The 16,617-nt window shown below is 35.0% G+C and carries 16 protein-coding genes; 6 read left to right on the top strand and 10 right to left on the bottom strand.

Annotated elements, in window-relative coordinates; genetic code table 11:
- Positions 1–10: 10 nt before the first annotated feature.
- Positions 11–1,108 (bottom strand): calcium:proton antiporter, encoded by a 1,098-nt coding sequence (locus LF886_RS11040; protein WP_236854138.1) that lies wholly within the window; start codon positions 1,106–1,108, stop codon positions 11–13.
- A 409-nt stretch (positions 1,109–1,517) separates the two neighbouring features.
- On the opposite strand from LF886_RS11040, the gene LF886_RS11035 reads away from it, so the two are divergent.
- The 5 genes from LF886_RS11035 (at position 1,518) to LF886_RS11015 (ending at position 4,264) form a co-directional block, all read left to right on the top strand.
- Positions 1,518–1,736, top strand: a complete 219-nt coding sequence (locus LF886_RS11035; protein WP_103234107.1) for a hypothetical protein — start codon at positions 1,518–1,520, stop codon at positions 1,734–1,736.
- 123 nt (positions 1,737–1,859) lie between these two features.
- Positions 1,860–2,198, top strand: coding sequence for a cupin domain-containing protein (locus tag LF886_RS11030; RefSeq protein WP_236854137.1), 339 nt, complete (start codon positions 1,860–1,862; stop codon positions 2,196–2,198).
- Positions 2,199–2,414: 216 nt separating this feature from the next.
- Positions 2,415–3,221, top strand: coding sequence for a hypothetical protein (locus LF886_RS11025; RefSeq protein ID WP_236854136.1), 807 nt, complete (start codon positions 2,415–2,417; stop codon positions 3,219–3,221).
- Between the two features lie 38 nt (positions 3,222–3,259).
- Complete coding sequence (locus LF886_RS11020) at positions 3,260–3,544, top strand: heme oxygenase (RefSeq protein WP_103234111.1); 285 nt, start codon at positions 3,260–3,262, stop codon at positions 3,542–3,544.
- Between the two features lie 27 nt (positions 3,545–3,571).
- Positions 3,572–4,264 carry a DUF1003 domain-containing protein gene (locus tag LF886_RS11015; protein WP_236854135.1) on the top strand — a complete coding sequence of 231 codons (693 nt, stop codon included), beginning with the start codon at positions 3,572–3,574 and terminating at the stop codon, positions 4,262–4,264.
- Between the two features lie 25 nt (positions 4,265–4,289).
- Here the strand turns inward: LF886_RS11015 and LF886_RS11010 are convergent, their stop codons facing one another.
- The 4 genes from LF886_RS11010 to LF886_RS10995 form a co-directional block, all read right to left on the bottom strand.
- Entirely contained in the window at positions 4,290–4,784 is a 495-nt protein-coding gene (locus LF886_RS11010) for a CinA family protein (RefSeq protein WP_236854134.1), read from the bottom strand.
- 57 nt (positions 4,785–4,841) lie between these two features.
- Complete coding sequence (locus LF886_RS11005; RefSeq protein WP_236854133.1) at positions 4,842–5,111, bottom strand: heme oxygenase; 270 nt, start codon at positions 5,109–5,111, stop codon at positions 4,842–4,844.
- Positions 5,112–5,592: 481 nt separating this feature from the next.
- Positions 5,593–7,728 carry a catalase gene (locus LF886_RS11000; RefSeq protein ID WP_236854132.1) on the bottom strand — a complete coding sequence of 712 codons (2,136 nt, stop codon included), beginning with the start codon at positions 7,726–7,728 and terminating at the stop codon, positions 5,593–5,595.
- A gap of 116 nt (positions 7,729–7,844) precedes the next feature.
- Positions 7,845–8,264 (bottom strand): low affinity iron permease family protein, encoded by a 420-nt coding sequence (locus LF886_RS10995; protein WP_236854131.1) that lies wholly within the window; start codon positions 8,262–8,264, stop codon positions 7,845–7,847.
- 349 nt (positions 8,265–8,613) lie between these two features.
- Here LF886_RS10995 and LF886_RS10990 point away from each other — a divergent pair, with 349 nt between their 5' ends.
- Complete coding sequence (locus tag LF886_RS10990) at positions 8,614–9,030, top strand: ferritin-like domain-containing protein (protein ID WP_317207663.1); 417 nt, start codon at positions 8,614–8,616, stop codon at positions 9,028–9,030.
- A 225-nt stretch (positions 9,031–9,255) separates the two neighbouring features.
- On the opposite strand, the gene LF886_RS10985 is transcribed toward LF886_RS10990, so the two are convergent.
- The 5 genes from LF886_RS10985 to LF886_RS10965 all read right to left on the bottom strand — a co-directional run bounded on the left by LF886_RS10985 (position 9,256) and on the right by LF886_RS10965 (position 16,523).
- Complete coding sequence (locus tag LF886_RS10985) at positions 9,256–10,386, bottom strand: alpha/beta hydrolase-fold protein (RefSeq protein ID WP_236854130.1); 1,131 nt, start codon at positions 10,384–10,386, stop codon at positions 9,256–9,258.
- Positions 10,387–10,607: 221 nt separating this feature from the next.
- A complete protein-coding gene (locus tag LF886_RS10980) occupies positions 10,608–11,894 on the bottom strand; it encodes a TolC family protein (protein WP_236854129.1) in 1,287 nt (428 codons plus the stop codon).
- A gap of 58 nt (positions 11,895–11,952) precedes the next feature.
- The gene (locus LF886_RS10975; protein WP_236854128.1) at positions 11,953–14,367 is read right to left on the bottom strand and encodes an ABC transporter permease; all 2,415 of its coding nucleotides are present in this window, start codon (positions 14,365–14,367) and stop codon (positions 11,953–11,955) included.
- Positions 14,368–14,472: 105 nt separating this feature from the next.
- Positions 14,473–15,195 carry an ABC transporter ATP-binding protein gene (locus LF886_RS10970; protein WP_236854127.1) on the bottom strand — a complete coding sequence of 241 codons (723 nt, stop codon included), beginning with the start codon at positions 15,193–15,195 and terminating at the stop codon, positions 14,473–14,475.
- On the bottom strand, positions 15,192–16,523 hold the full coding sequence (locus LF886_RS10965; RefSeq protein WP_236854126.1) for an efflux RND transporter periplasmic adaptor subunit: 1,332 nt from the start codon (positions 16,521–16,523) through the stop codon (positions 15,192–15,194). Before LF886_RS10965 ends, LF886_RS10970 begins: the two co-directional genes overlap by 4 nt.
- Positions 16,524–16,617 lie beyond the last annotated feature (94 nt).

Raw genomic sequence — 16,617 nt, 5'->3', positions numbered from 1 at the left:
ACCTAACAATTTATGGCACTATTGTAATGAAAAGGTAGATTAAAAATATAGCGATCAGTACAATTCCCTGCATAATATTGGTTCTGCCTGTTGCCAGTGAAACGGTAATAATAAAAAGCGTCAGCCCCAAAAGTATCGTTGATTTAATATCTATTCCTAATGTCATTCGTATTCCAGTCATTACAGATATAATGGCAATGGCAGGAATGCTGAGTCCGATACTTGCCAAAGCAGAACCAAAAGCAAGGTTTAATGAGGTTTGGATCTCATCACTTTTTGCCGCTCTGAATGCCGCCATCCCTTCCGGAAGAAGAACAATACCCGCAATAATGATACCCACCAGAGACTTTGGAGCACCAGCTGAAATCACAATATGTTCAACATCCTTTGAAAGGAGTTTCGCCAATAAGACCACTATTCCCAGGCATAAGATTAACAATATACAACTGATATACAATTGTTTTTGGGAAATTATTTCGTGACTATTCTGTGTCGATTGGTTTTCTGATAGCTTGTTTTGTGGAGAAATGAAAAAGCTTCGGTGCCTAAGCGTCTGAATCATGGTAAAGCCGAGATAAAGCCCTAAAGAAATCAAGGCTATAAAAAGAAGCTGAAACCACGTATATTCGCCTCCCTGATGACTTATCGTATAATTGGGCAGGATCAGCACAAAAATAATAACAGAGGTAAGAGTAATCAGCGCAGTACTTACTCCCTGCAATGTAAAGCTCTGTTCTCTATATCTTAAAGAACCTATCACAATACAACCTCCGATAATTCCTGTAAGGATGATCATCACTGCTGCAAAGACCGTATCTCTGGCAAGGGTGATCGTTTCTACACCTTTAGCTCCAAGCATAATGGAAATAATCAACCCAACCTCTATTACCGTAATGGCAAATGCCAGAAGTAAAGTTCCGAAAGGCTCACCAAGACGATGGGCAATAACTTCAGAGTGATACACTGCTGCAAGAACACTTCCCATTAGAAATAAAGTAAGAATTACAGAATAATAAACGGAAGCAAAAATAGGGTTCCCAAAATAAAAAACCCAAGCCAGAATGGGCACTAAGAATGTCCACATCCATAAATATTTTTTTGTATTCATATAAACAGTAATTATTTTTTATAAGGATGAACCGTAGCTTTTGAGAAAATCAACAGGTTTATATTTCTATTTTAAAAACAGGATATATGAACGGTCAGAAGTGCTTCAAAGATACTATATCAGAAATTTTAACTACTGAAAAAGAAGTAATAGGCAGGAACTTAAATCCTCCAAATTGGGAGTTCAACGTAATAATGTACTAAGGTACAAATTATCAATCACTTATTATCATTATAATAGGAACATTTTCTTCTTCTTACAGGGCGCGCTCTGTTTCAGCAGCAATACAAATCTAAAAAATTGACAAAAGTGTGATATGTACAACATTAAAAAAGCAATCTGTAATACAATAGATTATAAAACAATCAACTTTGTATAGTAGCAATTAAGTTACACTAAACTTCACATTATGGACACAAACCACAACAAAGGTGACAAATTTTTCAAAATTCCGGGAGACTGGAATGTGCAGTCAAAACATCTAAAAGAAAAATTTTCAACATTGACAGATTACGATCTGAAGCTTGAAGAAGGTAAAGAAAAGGAAATGCTTGAAAGAATTGGAAACAGACTAAGAAAAAACCGTGAAGAGGTTCTTACCATTTTAAAAGAAATTAATTTTTCATAAACTTTTTGCGAATGCAGTGAAAATCGATTAAAGAAGGTTCTAACTGAAAAAGGGGTGGAAAGTCAGGCAGTTCCATCCCTTTTATTTACCATACAATGACACTTTACTCTTAAACAAACTGTGATGAATCATAAAGAAATTGAGAAATCCAAAGTATACGTTATCAGCCAGATTGTAGAATATATTTCAAATTCTGTAGTTAGCAGAACAATACTGGGAAAATTAACAGGTACTATCAATATCCTGTCTTTTGATGATGAGCAAGGACTTCCAGAGAAAATATCTCCTTTTGATACTGCTATACAGATTATCGAGGGTAAGACTGAGATCGTCATAGATGGAGCTTCTTATTTTATGGAAGAAGGTGAATGCATTGTGATTCCGGCTCACCAACCTCATTCCATAAAAGGAAATAAACGCTTTAAAATGATATTAACCATAATAAAAAGCGGCTATGAATAAAATACACACTGTATCCATTTTAACAAAAAGGATATTAAAAAAAACGCTTGAAATTCAGAAAAAATTTCCTGAACTGTATGAGCTGCTAGATGAAACCCCATTATTCTTTTCTTTTACAGAGAAAGATATCACGATCAAGGACTTAAGACAATATCTTATTTCCCTTAGTATGCAACAGAAATCTTTCGAAAAAAGGATAAAAAAAATAATTTTCTAATGAAAAAGCTCAATAAACATCCTAAACCCAAAAATAGATTTGGAGTTAGAAGTAAAAAGAATACTTCGCGAAAGGCCTATTATTCTCAGTTTGTCTCCTTATTCTACATCAGAAATACCAATATCACTTTGGAAAGAGATGCAAAGGAAATTCTCAGAATGCTAAGAGAATTACAGAACCTCAATAACAAATCCAGATTGGTCTTCAGTACGCATTGCGGTCTCAGCAAGCATAATCTGTGGCAGTCTGTACTCGTTGATCTTCATGACAACATACAATATATCAGATTCCAGTTTGAATATATACTGGCGAATATTATACAAAAAAACAAAATCAATTCTCCTCTATTCTGGCAGCAAAACAAAATCTATATGAACGGTTTGGAAGGTAATCATGAAAAACTCATTCAGATGGCTAATCAACTTCTGCCAGAAGAAGAAAGGTTATCCTGGAAAGCAGCTATATGCAATTTTTACGATGAAATTTTATCTTTACTCGCTCCGCTTACAAGCATATGTAAACTTGAATCCGACTTTATTGAAAGATATAACCCTAAAATCTTCAACAAAATTACAGTGGATATTATTAAAGATATCCCGAAAGATTACACTTTAAAAGAAGCAAGGGAGTACGAACACGAATATTTGAAAATATTGACAGATTATAGTCATGAATTCAATAAAAAGAGTAACCTTTGGGAGAGTTTATTACATATACTTTCAGGAGGTATGTACCAGTTACCGTCAGAGCGCGTTATGCTTAAAAGATGGATTAACGGAAAAATGAAAGAAAAATTTCCTAAATAATCCTTCGCTTCCATCCATAGCTATTAAATATTTGTACAATGAAAATAATCCATCTTTTTCAGTTTAAAAATTCCATCTTCCATAAAATTCCGTTTTTTAAGGAAGAGCATAGGTTGAAAAATGATCTGACAGAATTTGGACTGATGAATATTGAAATAGTAACGGAGTATGTCGTTAAGATTCATGATGATTTTATTTTTGAAAAAACATCCAAAGATGATCTTCTACAGGCATGCAAAAAAGCTCAAAAAATAATAGAACATTATTTCGTCACCGGAATAAATGATTATGGCAACATTAGAAATCATTTATTCAGAGATTAAATAGTCATCCAGTTAATACATTTAACAATGAAAACGAGTCATATTAGCCAGCAAAAGATTCCGGAGGGAGAACAAATAAAAGGTGAAGACATTAGAGAAGGAATATTTATGCTTATACAACAGAATTTTCCGGATGTAAGCCAAGATGACTATATATCCATTACAGAGCTTAACCATTACAGAAGGCTGTATCTCACTTCTTTAATTGTTGAAGAAAAAGGAGAACTTGAAAGTATAGATCTTGATGTCATAAATGCGATCAAAAACAACTCTATCCTCTCGGAAAATATACAAGATGAAATAGAAGCCAAGATTAGTTTTTCTCAAAAACTAGCCGATAATGTAGCTTCTTTTGGAGGAAGCTGGACATTTATCCTGGCTTTTTTTTCATTTATACTCGTCTGGATTGCAGCAAACATCTGGTTTTTAGCAGTAAAATCATTTGATCCATATCCATTTATACTGCTTAATCTGATTCTTTCCTGTCTGGCGGCTATTCAGGCTCCCATTATAATGATGAGCCAAAACCGGCTGGAACAAAAAGACAGGATAAGAGCTGAACACGATTATAAGATTAATCTAAAAGCCGAACTGGAAATACAGCTTTTGAGCGAAAAAATAGATCATCTTCTTGTGAGTCAAAACAAAAAACTGCTTGAAATACAAGAAGTACAAACTGATTATCTGGAAGATCTGACTAATATTCTTAAGACAAAATGAACCGTTTCTCATTCATTTAATTTTCTTAGATCAGTATTTGATTCAAAGCACCTTTAAAACATCCTAGAATGAACTCGGTGTAATACAGCTGAGCATCCAGGGCCTTATATTTATCATGAAGATCTATTCGTTTGGAAAGTATGATCTCCCCTTTATAGCTGAACGAACAGAACGAAAAAACATGAAATCCCGAATTCCTTGCAGATTTTGCATAGCCTGTGGATGATATTCCCCAGTCTGTTCCAAATGACGAAGCTACCTTTACAGCCATGATATCGGCCATACGCTGGGTCTCAAAATCATTTTCCTGTTCCTCAATACAGTTGCTGTCCAGAAATCTGCGCTTTTCAGGTAATGTAAAGGTGGTTATACCCCCTTTATAAAACAAGCTTGAATTAGGCATCTGCGAAAAAGCCAACTGCAATAATCCTGAAGTTACACTTTCTGCTATAGATACGGTCTCTCCTATCGTAACGAGTGAAGTACTGATGTAGTCGAGTAAGTTTTGCTGGAATTTCATGATATAAATTATTTACTATTTATCTGCTTTACAAATCATTTTACACTGCCATTACTGTTAAATAACATCGTAATTATCCACTGTTGTAGCAAAATAGTGCTCAATCATTTCATTGGCATTTTTGCACATCATTATAATATCTTTCCTTGGAGTATCTTCAAAAATGAAATCTTCAGGAACATCGATAATAAATTCGGTGACCTTTTCAGTATTCATTAAATCATAAGTCATTAAATCATTCAGATTATCCAACCTGCATTCATCCTTAAAAAACGGAATTTTACGGGAAATGGAATTTTTAAACTGAAAAAGATGGATTGTTTTCATGCCTTGATTATGTATTATTGATGGGCACAAGTCCCTGTACCTCTGGGGACAGTTTAACTGCCTGTTATTTCCTTTTATAAGGTGACATTCGGTTTTTATCTGGTAGCTATGGCATATCGATTACATCCCTGTGAATGGCTTATAGATAAAGGAACAGAGGCCGTAGCCTCTTATCCCTTTATTAATTAAAATACTGAAAAACAGTTCTACTGTTTTTGATTTTAATAAGCTCATTATTTAATTGAATATAACTACGAATTTCACGTACTTTTCACGGTTTGTATTTATTCTATGAAGTATAACTGTACAGTCAGGGTATGCAATAATTGTCGTAAAAACTTTCTCTTAATATTCCTGATTGACTGAATACCAGTATACAAAGATGGGGGCTTTAGAATACAATATGCTACATATATTTATAATGTTCTTACATATATCACACCTTCCTTCTGTTGATAGACTAAATACATTTGATGATACTTTACATGTTTCGTTCTTTTTCAAATTCCCATACCCTGTGCCCAGCTACTGCTTTTATAAATTTTTCATCCCCGTTCTTATGAGCATTGGCAATCACCGCAGGATCATCGTTCTTCTTATTACCGATATTGCTGGCGTTATAAACTTCATCAGTTTTATCTCCAAAATAGATTGCTTTACAGTGTCTGTAAGCTTCATTGATAAAATTTAACACCAACTGCTTATTTTCAGGGTTTAAAAGTTCTTCCACAGAATTCTCTCCAGGACAAATGTACAATGCATCAAAACATACACTTCCCGTATTTGTCAATGTATGTTTAGGACTGATCGGATTTCCGTTTTTAGGCTTCACAGGAGCCAGACTTGGCGCAATAAAGTCCACCCGCGCATTAAGACTTTCCAATTTATTTTTTAGAGCATCTACAGGGGCTTCATCAAATCCATTGGCTACAATAAATCCAATTACCCTACTTTGTATGGTGTCTTTAACGGTGTTTTGCATGCTAAGAGCTTCCGATATATCTGGTTTTGGCTCATGGACTTTACTCTGTAAGGTGTCAGGGTTTACATCTGCCGGAATACTTTGATTAGGCTGATCCAATTTTTTCACTTCCAGCCCCAATTTATCAGCTACTTTTTCAGCAAGATCCATATTGATATATCCCAGTTGTCCTACTACCCTTTCTCTAATTTCAGGAATAGTGACCTTGGAGAGTTCAAAAATCAAAGCTTTCTGAATGTGCTTCTTTTCAGGCTCTGACTGGCTGTTGTAAAATAATTTGGCCTGTGAATAATGATCTACAAAACTTTTACTCCTGGCTCTTACTTTAGTTCCGGAAATCCTTTCCTGGTGTGATGCAAAACCACCCTCTTTCATCATGGCCTGGTAAGGACAGCCTCCGCCAATAGAATTGGGTTCATAGCTTACCTTTCCCTTGACAATCTGCTGTCTCATATGACCGTCACGCTGATTGTTATGAACGGTATTGACAGAGCGATTAATAGGAATCTCATGAAAATTAGGTGATCCTAATCTGGACAATTGCGTGTCTGTGTAGGAAAACAACCTACCCTGAAGTAAAGGGTCATTACTGAAATCAATACCCGGAACAAGATGTCCCGGATGAAAGGCAACCTGTTCCGTTTCTGCAAAGAAATTCTCAGGATTTTTATTCAGGGTCATCGTTCCTATGATTTCTACAGGAACCAATTCCTCCGGAACAAGCTTGGTAGGGTCCAGCAGATCAAAGTCAAAATCATTTTCATCTTCCTCAGGAATAATCTGTACTCCGAAATCCCACTCAGGAAAGTTTCCGTTTTCAATGGCTTCCCAAAGGTCTCTTTTATGAAAATCAGGATCAATACCCGATATTTTCTGTGCTTCCTCCCATGCTACGGAATGAATTCCAAGCTTAGGCTTAAAATGGAACTTCACAAAATGAACAGCTCCTTCATTATTAATAAATTTGAATGAGTGAACGCCAAAACCTTCCATCATCCTAAGACTCCGTGGAATAGCACGGTCACTCATTGTCCACATAATCATATGCATACTTTCGGGCATTAATGATATAAAATCCCAGAACGTATCGTGGGCAGAAGCTGCCTGTGGAATCTCGTTATCAGGTTCAGGTTTTACAGCATGAACCAGATCCGGAAACTTCATGGCATCCTGAATAAAAAATACAGGAATATTGTTACCTACCAGATCATAATTTCCTTCATCTGTATAGAATTTAACGGCAAATCCTCTGACATCTCTTGCAAGATCTGTACTTCCCTTGCTTCCCGCAACGGTTGAGAATCTCACAAAAATGGGGGTTTCTTTTCCAATCTCTGTTAAAAATCCAGCCTTTGTATATTTTTCTATGCTTTTATGAAGCTTGAAAATACCATGAGCTCCTGATCCCCGGGCATGAACAATTCTCTCAGGAATTCTTTCATGGTCAAAATGGGTAATCTTTTCTCTGAGAATAAAGTCTTCCAGTAATGTGGGACCTCTTTCTTCTGATTTCAGAGAATCCTGATTATTATTAATTTTCAGGCCCTGATTTGTGGTCAGCTTCTCATTATCATTGGATGTACTTAATGACTCCAACTGATTAAGCTTTTCATTTTGATTTTTTTTGCTTTTCATATCAATACTTTTTGTTGTGGTAGAAATTAGTGGATAATAGGAGTGATCTGAATACCATTATCCTTGGTATTCTAGATTTGTATCTTTTATTAAGAGATTCATTTCTATGAATCCCATTATTTATAGCGATCTGTTCTGGGTTGATCATCACTTTTCCCAGCTGATTTTTTTTTACCGCCAGGAAATTTTCCTAATTTTTCGTAGAATTTATGTAGCTGGTCAAGTTCATCTTCGGTCAGATCTTCTATATCAACTAGCTGATTACTAGCACCCTCATGGCTTGCAATAAGTTCATTGAGTTTAATCTGAATAGCTTTTGAATCTTTATTCTGTGCTTTCTGAATGAGAAACACCATAAGAAAGGTAATAATAGTAGTTCCAGTATTGATGACCATCTGCCAAACTTCTGAAAATTTAAATATAGGACCGGTAGCTGCCCAGACGGCCACCATCAAACTTGCTCCAACAAATGCACCTGCACTTCCTGTAAAACATACAGCCCAGTCCGAAAACTGGTCAAAAAGGTTCTTTTTCATAATTAAAGGGGGATTTTGTACAAAACAATATTTCAAAACTGAAACTGTAAAAAGAAATGCAATGTTGTCTGGTAATGATTTCTCTAATGTATGCAAAACAAGGCTATTTCTTTATGAGCCAGATCATAATAATGAAAAAGCTCTAAGATGATGTACTCTTCAAAACGGCCTTAAAATTGTACATCTTAACTCTAATCACTAAATCTATTATTATGGCAACCAGAACCACCACAAAAAAACAAGCACGCGAAAATCAACAAAAACACCAGCTAAAAAAAATGCAGCTAAGGAACTGAAAGATTTATTTGAGGATTCACTAAAAGACATTTATTGGGCTGAAAAAGCTCTTGTGAAAGCATTACCTAAAATGCAAAAAAATGCTACAGATAAAAAGCTTAAAACTGCGATAGAAGGTCATTTAATGGAAACTGAAATTCATGTAAAAAGACTGGAGGAATGTTTTAAAGCCCTCAAAAGAAAGCCACAAGCCAAGAAATGTGATGCTATGCAAGGACTGCTGGATGAAGGCAAGAGTATCATGGAAGAAACAGAAGCTGGGTCTGTAAGGGATGCAGGTATTATAGCAGCAGCTCAGAAAGTAGAACATTATGAAATTGCCACTTATGGGACATTAGCAGCATATGCCAAAGTTTTAAAAGAGAATTTCTGTCTTAAAAACTTCCTGGCCACACTGGATGAAGAAAAAAAATGTGATGCTCTTTTAACAAAAGTTGCTGATACAAGACTTAATATGAAGGCTGTATAAATAAGATCTCACATAAAAAAGATCAATAACCGATCTTTTTTATGTGAGAATTTTAGTATTGTTTTATTTTATAGCTAAAAATATAATTGAAAATAGATGTTTAGTGAAGGTCAAAAATTATCTTTTCTAATCCGCATTATCTTATGGATCCTCAATATAGAATGACAATAGGTCATATAGATTTGGCAATGATATCCTTAAAGTATTCTTACAACTACACTCAAATTATCTAAAGATCTTTTGCACAAACTGATAAAGGCATCTTCTCCAAGTCAGCCATTCGTGGTATGTCTGGGGAGATTTATATTGAGAATACGGGTATTTATTTTGATTAAAATAAGTGATAATCGCTTGATTATACTCAAGAAATCTAGCGTCCTCTTTTTCACCAATTCCGATGAAGAAAAAAGGTCTTTGTTGTGATTTTAATAAATTACTGATAGGAAGTTCTTTAAAAGGCTCAATGTCTGTTCCTTCATAAATAACAGGACTGAAAGATCCGATTGCTGAAAATAGCTCCGGATTGTTTGCCCCGATCAACATTGCCTGATAACTCCCGCGAGAAAGGCCAGCAATTGCTCTTTTGCCATTAGTCTTATATTTTTTTTCGATGTAGGGAATCAGTTCCTTAATGACGATCTTTTCAAGGTTTTTAGTTGAAAGAACAGTTCTTGGATAATTGTCCGGTATTTTTTCTTCTTCCGGGTTCAGGGCAACCCCATAATCCATCAGGACAATCATTTCTTTCGCCTTTTTTTCAGCAAAAAGATTGTCAAGAATATTTTTGATATATCCCTGTTTTTCCCAACCTGTAATATCTTCACCAGTTCCGTGATAAAGGTATAAAACCGGAAATTTTTCAGTTCCGTAATTTGGAGGAAGATATACTTTGAAATTTCTTTTTCCCTTGGTTATTTCTGAATGTAAACTGTCATCAACAATTTTTCCGTGCTTTACATTTTTCCTGAAGAAAAAATCTTCACCTGAAGGAATTTCAATTCCGCTTGTAGGCTGACCATAACCGAAATAAATTTCTGTATTGGGATCATTTGTGCGTTTGCCATCCACATTGAACCAATAATAATGAAATCCAATTTCCATTGGAGGAGTAGAGATATTCCAAAAGCCATCTTCATCTTTAGCGGTAACTGATTTTAAATTTTGCATTCCATCTCCCCCCTCTAAAACAACAGATTTTGCAGCCGGAAAATAAACTTTAAACTGAGCTTGCCTTTCTGCATTAACTTTCGGAAATTCTTTCCCTTCCAATATTGTTGAGGAAGTTTTATAATTCTGGGAAAACATCATGGCTGAACATAGTCCAAGAATGGAAGTTATTAACTTTAAATTTTGCATTTATTTCGTTTTAGAATCGTAGAAAGTTGTGTAATTTATGGATTTATACTTAAAAAAGAGAATAAATAGACCTACTCATCTTAAAAATAAACTGCCCCAAAAAGTATCTGGCTTTCTGGGGTAGTTATTAATATTCCTTTTAATATTCAATAAATGAAATGATCATTTCCTAATGTCCCAATTTTCACCTATTACTAAATTAGAAAATAAATTTTGACCAATTAATAATCAAACTGAAGTACTTTTAATAATTCCGTTTGCTGCATAACTTCATTTTTACTGTTGATCAGATTATAATTTGCCTGGAGCCAGTTATTTCTCACCACAAAAAACGTATACGCATCCATCAATCCTTCTTTGTATTTTTCTTCTGATTTTTGGAAAGATAATTTCTGATTTTCAAAATTCGATTTCAGCAAAGTATATTTTTCCTCAGAATTCTGAAACTGTGTTTTGATGGAATTGATACTTTGTGTAAGATTATTAATGACAATTTCTTTCTCGTAATTATAATGAATAACATTCAGTTTTGCAATTTCAACACTGTTTTTCACTTGCAGTTTATTAAATATCGGAACCGAAAGTCCGAATGAAACCTGCTGACTTTTATTTCTTTTAAACTGATCCGAAAAAGGATCTGCAGATTCCCCCAAAACCTTGCTGTAAAAACTTGACCAGTTATAAGAACCGTTAAGCGTAGGCAGATAGGCAGATCTTGCAATACTGATATTCTTTTCGGCAGCATTTATTTCTGTGATTACCGTTTTATAAGCAGGGTTTTTCTCCAAAAGAGTTTTCAGAAATTCGGGATCATTAAAGTTAAAATCGGACAGATTTTCTTCAGTCATTTTAAAATCTAAAGAATCGTCTGTGATAGCCAGCGCATTCAATAAATTTATTTTAGAAAGATCCCGGGCATTCTTTGCAGAAACCCACTGTTCCTGTAAAGTTCCGAGGTTTGCTTTAATGTCGTACACATCGCTTTTTGGTCGGTTTCCAATTTCAACTTCTTTCTCGGTGCGCTTGATCTGATCTTCGATTCCTGAGATTTGGGTTTCCAGAACATCCAGCCAGCTTTTGCTGTTCTGATATTTGAAAAACATTTGGATAACATTCAGTTTTACTTCATTTTGAGCCTGTCTCATTTTGTAAGTTGAGCTCTCTTTATTAATTTTTGATAAAGAAATATTGAGATAATTTCGCCAGTTCATCAGTTCCCAATTGGCTTGTGCATACACTTTGTCGTATTGTGTATTTATCGCTTCTCTTTGGTTGTTATTCTGATTGATCCCTAATCCGAAATTGTAATTATGATTAACTCCCGCTTCAGCTGACGGCAGCAACATTCCTTTTGCAGCAGAAATCTGATGCTCATTTTTCTGAATTGTAACGGTAGCCTGCTTTATCAACGGATGATTTGTGGCTGCATAATCCAGACATTGGTCGAGCGTCCAAACCTGCTGAGCCGGAAAAAGATTGATGATGAATATGAAGAATAATTTTCTCATAATAAATTGACTGACAGTTGATAATTAATAGTTGATAGAAAAGCTTATGATTTACAGCTTACTCGTATTTCAGATATTTTACAAGATTCACTTTTGTGGCCTGGTAAGCTTTGATGCTTACCACAGAAAACGTAAGTAAAAGCAAAATAACAAGACTGAAAATAAATGGCCAAACCGGCATATCTATTCTGTACGCGAAGTCTTTCAGCCATTCATTAATCAAATAATAACTGATCGGGATGCTGATAACAACAGCAGTAAATGTAATCCAAAGGAACTGTTTCGTTAACCCAAGAATCAATATTCTGTCTGATGCTCCAAGTGTTTTTCTGATGGCAACATCCTTCAGTTTCTGCTCAATCATTAATGATGACAAAGCGAATAAACCTAACAATGCAACTATTAAAACCATTGCATTCAAGATGGTGAAAAGCGTCTGCTGTTTTTGATACTTTACGAATGTTTCAGCAAATTTCTTATCCAGAAAATAGTAATCGAAAGGATAACCCGGCTCCACATTACTCTGCCAATAGGTCTTCAATCTTTTTACAGTACCATCAATATCATTTTGATCTATTTTCAACTGAATATTATAGACATTAAACCGCTTCCATTCCGTTTCTTTATAATGGAAAAATATGATAGGTTCTACTTCCGTTCTTAAACTTCTGATGTTGAAATCTTTTACAACACCTACGATTTTATACTTTTTGTTATCAAATCCCGGTTTAATTTCATTCTTTAAAGCATCTTCATCTTTCCAGCCGAATTTTCTTACAAAAGCTTCATTAACCAACACATTATTTAACGTATCCGATGAAAGATTAGGATCCAGCCAGCGGCCTTTTTTTAGTTTAACATTAAGGAATTTCAGATAATTATAATCCATAGATCCATGCTGTCCCTGAATACTTTTATCCATAAAATCCACATTGGAACTGCTTGATCTGTTACTTCCGGGAACCGCTTCTCCGTAAGAGACATCGGTCACACCCTGGATTTTTCTCATCTCTGTTTTAAGTCTTTCATATTTCAGCCAAGGTTTTGGATTGCTTTCATTAAAGTTGATCATGACGATCTGTTTTCCGCTGTAACCCAAATCTTTATTCATCATGTATTTCACCTGTTGATTAACGATCAATCCGCCAATAATAAAAAATGAAGAGATGACCAATTGTAAGGTAAGGATTCCATTTCTCAGCCAAACGCCATGCTTGCTTCTTGCAAAATTTCCTTTTAAGGTTTCTATGGCTTTGAAGTTGGCCAGGTAGGTTGCCGGTATCAATCCTGAGATCAGCGTCACCATAATGACCATCACAAATGAATAAAAGTAAATATGCCAATCGTTCATCTTCATTTCTTTGTCGTAGAACTTGTTGAAGCTTGGTAAAAGAAGCTCCGTTAAAGCCAATGAAAGCAAATATGACGCGATGCAGATCACAAATGTCTCCATCAAAAACTGCAGAACAAGGTTGGATCTTGTACTCCCAATTGCTTTTCTAACCCCGATTTCTTTTGCTCTTTGAGAAGCTTGCGCCGTTTTAAGATTGATGAAATTAATAGCTGATAACACAACAATCAAAACGGAAAGTGTGAAAAGAATCATTAAAGTTTTAAAATCCGGATTTCCGAACCAAGATGTCTTTGTATGAAGTTTTATTTCATCCAATCGTGTCAAGAGGCTATCCGTAGGTCCGTACAAATCAAGATATTGCTGAATGGTCATTCCTGCAGCATCTTTATCCAGACTTGCACGATATTCAAAAATATCTTTTATAAATTTTTGCTGTACAACTTTAGGATCTGTTCCTTTTTTTAGCATAAAAAACGATCCGTAATTGAAGTTTCCCCAATTCTTTTCATCACTTTTGATCTGTTCTACAGGATTAATGATAAATTCGGGCTTAATCTGGCTATTTTCTTTCGGTAACTCATAAACTGCAGTCACTACATAATTTTTGTTATCAAATTTTACACTTTCTCCTGCAGCATTTATTTTCCCAAAGAGGTTTTTGGCAGCATCTGTGGAAAGCGCAATTACACTTTCGCCTTTCAGGGCATCTTTATAACTTCCGGCAACCAACTTGAAAGGAAAGAATTTGAAAAAACTTTCTGTACTCGTCATTCCATCTTTCTGGAAAACGGTTTTAACCTTTGTGGTCATCTTCACACCAATTCCGGAACCATTGAATAGAACGTAATCTTCAACACCCGGAATTACTTCTTTCGCACGTCTGGCCATCGGAATAGAAATATTATTTCCATAAGAATTTTCCGACTTATGATACGTTTGAAAATAGTAGATCTGGTCTTTCTTGGGATTCCATTTTTCGAAGGATTCTTCGTCATTCCAATGCATCAGGATGAGCATAAATCCCGTTAACCCTATCGTCAATCCAAATAAATTGATGAGAGTTGAGAGCCAATTCTTTTTATAATTGACGAAGGCAATTTTGAGCCAATTGTTTATCATAATTGAGGTAATAAATGGTGATAAATCACAGAGAAACAGCGCTAAACTGCTCTCTGTAATTTTTGAAAAATAAGGATGAATGAATGTATTTTTTACAGAATTTTATTATGCAAAATTCTTAGCATCTGCTTTTTCGAAAACATCTTTTCTCTGGGAAGAATGCTCTTCTGAAAAAATCTCGCCATCTTTCATATTCACAATTTTCGAAGCATAACCGGCATCGTAAGAAGAGTGCGTTACCATTGCGATGGTAGAGCCTTCTCTATGCAGTTCTGCCAACAGATTCATAACTTCGTTTCCGTTAGAACTGTCAAGATTTCCTGTTGGTTCATCGGCAAGAATTAGTTTTGGCTTCGTTACCAATGCTCTTGCAACGGCAGCTCTTTGTTGCTGACCTCCTGAAAGCTGTTGTGTATAATGTTTTGCTCTGTGAGCGATGTTGATCTTGTCCATAATCTCCTCCACTTGTCTTTTTCTTTCAGAAGCCGAAACTCCGTTGTATATTAATGGAAGTTCAATATTTTCGTAGACTGTAAGTTCATCGATCAAATTAAAATTCTGAAAAATGAAACCAATATTTTTCTTTCTGATGTCAGATTTTTTTCTTTCATTTAAATTAATAGTTTCAGTTTCACCAAACTTATAAGAACCTGATGAAGCACTGTCCAGCAATCCCAAAATATTAAGAAAAGTTGATTTCCCACAGCCTGAAGGTCCCATTATTGCTACAAATTCACCTTCTTTTATGCTTAAACTTACGTTGTTTAAAGCATTGGTTTGAACGTCCTCAGTTTTATAAACTTTAGAAATGTTTTGAATATTTATCATTTTATTAATTTTTTAAATGTTGTTTTTTTGATTTCTCGTGTTTGATATTTTTTATTCGTCAGGATTTTTTCAATGAAACCTTCCATTTTATTTTTGAATGTCAAGTATTTCATATTTTTAATCTCAGAATAATCAGAGCTTATCACTTTTTCGCCTTGTTTCAATCCGGAAACAACTTCATAATAAAGGGGATTTTCTCTTCCCAGACTGATGTTTCGCTTTTCAGCTTTGTTACCTTTCAGAACAAAAATCCATTTTCCGTTGGTGTCTTTGTGAAAATTTCCTTTCGGGATCATCATACTTTGGGTATCGGCAGATAATTTTAATTTTACTCCGAAGGTCATTCCTATTTTCAGGTTTTCAGGTTTTACATCAATGAAAGTTAGTTCCACAGAAAACTGTCCTTCTTTCACTTCCGGAAGAATTTTTGTAATAATAACTTCAAACTGTTTTGCATTGCTTTCAAGACTTCCTTTAATTCCGTTTTGAAGTTTATTGATGTAATATTCATCCACTTTTGCAATGAGTTTGTACCCGCCCATTAAATCTACTTTTCCTATACTTTCTCCACTTGTCAGATTCTGCCCAAGCGTAATATTGAACGATGACAATCTTCCTGAAACAGGCGACATAATAAGGAAATTGTTTTTGTTGGAACGAAGAATATTTAAACTTTTCTCCATTTGATTAATAGAATTATTGATCGCTGAGAATTGAGAATTTCTGGAAGCTTTCTCACTGGAAGCCCCTTTTTCCACAATTCCTTTTCTCTGTTTCTGATAGTTTAAATTCTGAAGACTAATATCATAATCCGTTTTCTTTCCGATTTCCGCGTCATACAGTCTTTTCTGAAGGTTGAAAGCTTGCAATGCCGTATTGTAATCGTTCTGAGCTTGAAGCAGCTCCTTATCCTGATTGAATTCCTGGTTTTTAAGTTCCAAAAGCGTACTTCTCATCTGGCTGATCTGTTGCATAATTCCCGTCTCCTGATTCAGATAATTGAATTCTGTATTCGGATTGTAAACTCGTGCGAGTGGCTGGCCTTTGGTTACCATCTGTCCGTCTTCTGCAAAGATTTCTTTCACGGCACCGCCTTCCAAAACGTTGACTAATGATGAATTTAAAGATTGGGTCTGTGCGGTTACCATCAACATATCTTCAAATCTTCCTACTGTAACCTCATCCACTTGAATATCTTCTGACTTCACATTATACGTTTTTTTCTGATTCAGAAAATACCAACCAAAAACTGAAACTGCCAGCGCAGAAGCAACGATGATTAATATTAATTTTAATTTAGACTTCTTTTTTACTATTTTCGTATCCATATTTGAGATAACTAATTTACTTACAATATATTAGACAAATCAAATACCAGAGATTTATAATCCCGTAAGAGTCTGAAAACGTGAACAAAAATAA

This window comes from Chryseobacterium sp. MEBOG07 (genome assembly GCF_021869745.1).
In the GTDB taxonomy this organism is placed as follows: Bacteria; Bacteroidota; Bacteroidia; order Flavobacteriales; family Weeksellaceae; genus Chryseobacterium; species Chryseobacterium viscerum.
This window is presented reverse-complemented; position numbering and strand designations above follow the sequence as displayed.

What these genes read in the sequence shown, in the direction of transcription:
- LF886_RS11040 (WP_236854138.1), bottom strand. Translation starts at nt 1,108, where the DNA reads ATGAATACAAAAAAATATTTATGGATGTGGACATTCTTAGTGCCCATT.
- LF886_RS11035 (WP_103234107.1), top strand. Translation starts at nt 1,518, where the DNA reads ATGGACACAAACCACAACAAAGGTGACAAATTTTTCAAAATTCCGGGA.
- LF886_RS11030 (WP_236854137.1), top strand. Translation starts at nt 1,860, where the DNA reads ATGAATCATAAAGAAATTGAGAAATCCAAAGTATACGTTATCAGCCAG.
- LF886_RS11025 (WP_236854136.1), top strand. Translation starts at nt 2,415, where the DNA reads ATGAAAAAGCTCAATAAACATCCTAAACCCAAAAATAGATTTGGAGTT.
- LF886_RS11020 (WP_103234111.1), top strand. Translation starts at nt 3,260, where the DNA reads ATGAAAATAATCCATCTTTTTCAGTTTAAAAATTCCATCTTCCATAAA.
- LF886_RS11015 (WP_236854135.1), top strand. Translation starts at nt 3,572, where the DNA reads ATGAAAACGAGTCATATTAGCCAGCAAAAGATTCCGGAGGGAGAACAA.
- LF886_RS11010 (WP_236854134.1), bottom strand. Translation starts at nt 4,784, where the DNA reads ATGAAATTCCAGCAAAACTTACTCGACTACATCAGTACTTCACTCGTT.
- LF886_RS11005 (WP_236854133.1), bottom strand. Translation starts at nt 5,111, where the DNA reads ATGAAAACAATCCATCTTTTTCAGTTTAAAAATTCCATTTCCCGTAAA.
- LF886_RS11000 (WP_236854132.1), bottom strand. Translation starts at nt 7,728, where the DNA reads ATGAAAAGCAAAAAAAATCAAAATGAAAAGCTTAATCAGTTGGAGTCA.
- LF886_RS10995 (WP_236854131.1), bottom strand. Translation starts at nt 8,264, where the DNA reads ATGAAAAAGAACCTTTTTGACCAGTTTTCGGACTGGGCTGTATGTTTT.
- LF886_RS10985 (WP_236854130.1), bottom strand. Translation starts at nt 10,386, where the DNA reads ATGCAAAATTTAAAGTTAATAACTTCCATTCTTGGACTATGTTCAGCC.
- LF886_RS10980 (WP_236854129.1), bottom strand. Translation starts at nt 11,894, where the DNA reads ATGAGAAAATTATTCTTCATATTCATCATCAATCTTTTTCCGGCTCAG.
- LF886_RS10975 (WP_236854128.1), bottom strand. Translation starts at nt 14,367, where the DNA reads ATGATAAACAATTGGCTCAAAATTGCCTTCGTCAATTATAAAAAGAAT.
- LF886_RS10970 (WP_236854127.1), bottom strand. Translation starts at nt 15,195, where the DNA reads ATGATAAATATTCAAAACATTTCTAAAGTTTATAAAACTGAGGACGTT.
- LF886_RS10965 (WP_236854126.1), bottom strand. Translation starts at nt 16,523, where the DNA reads ATGGATACGAAAATAGTAAAAAAGAAGTCTAAATTAAAATTAATATTA.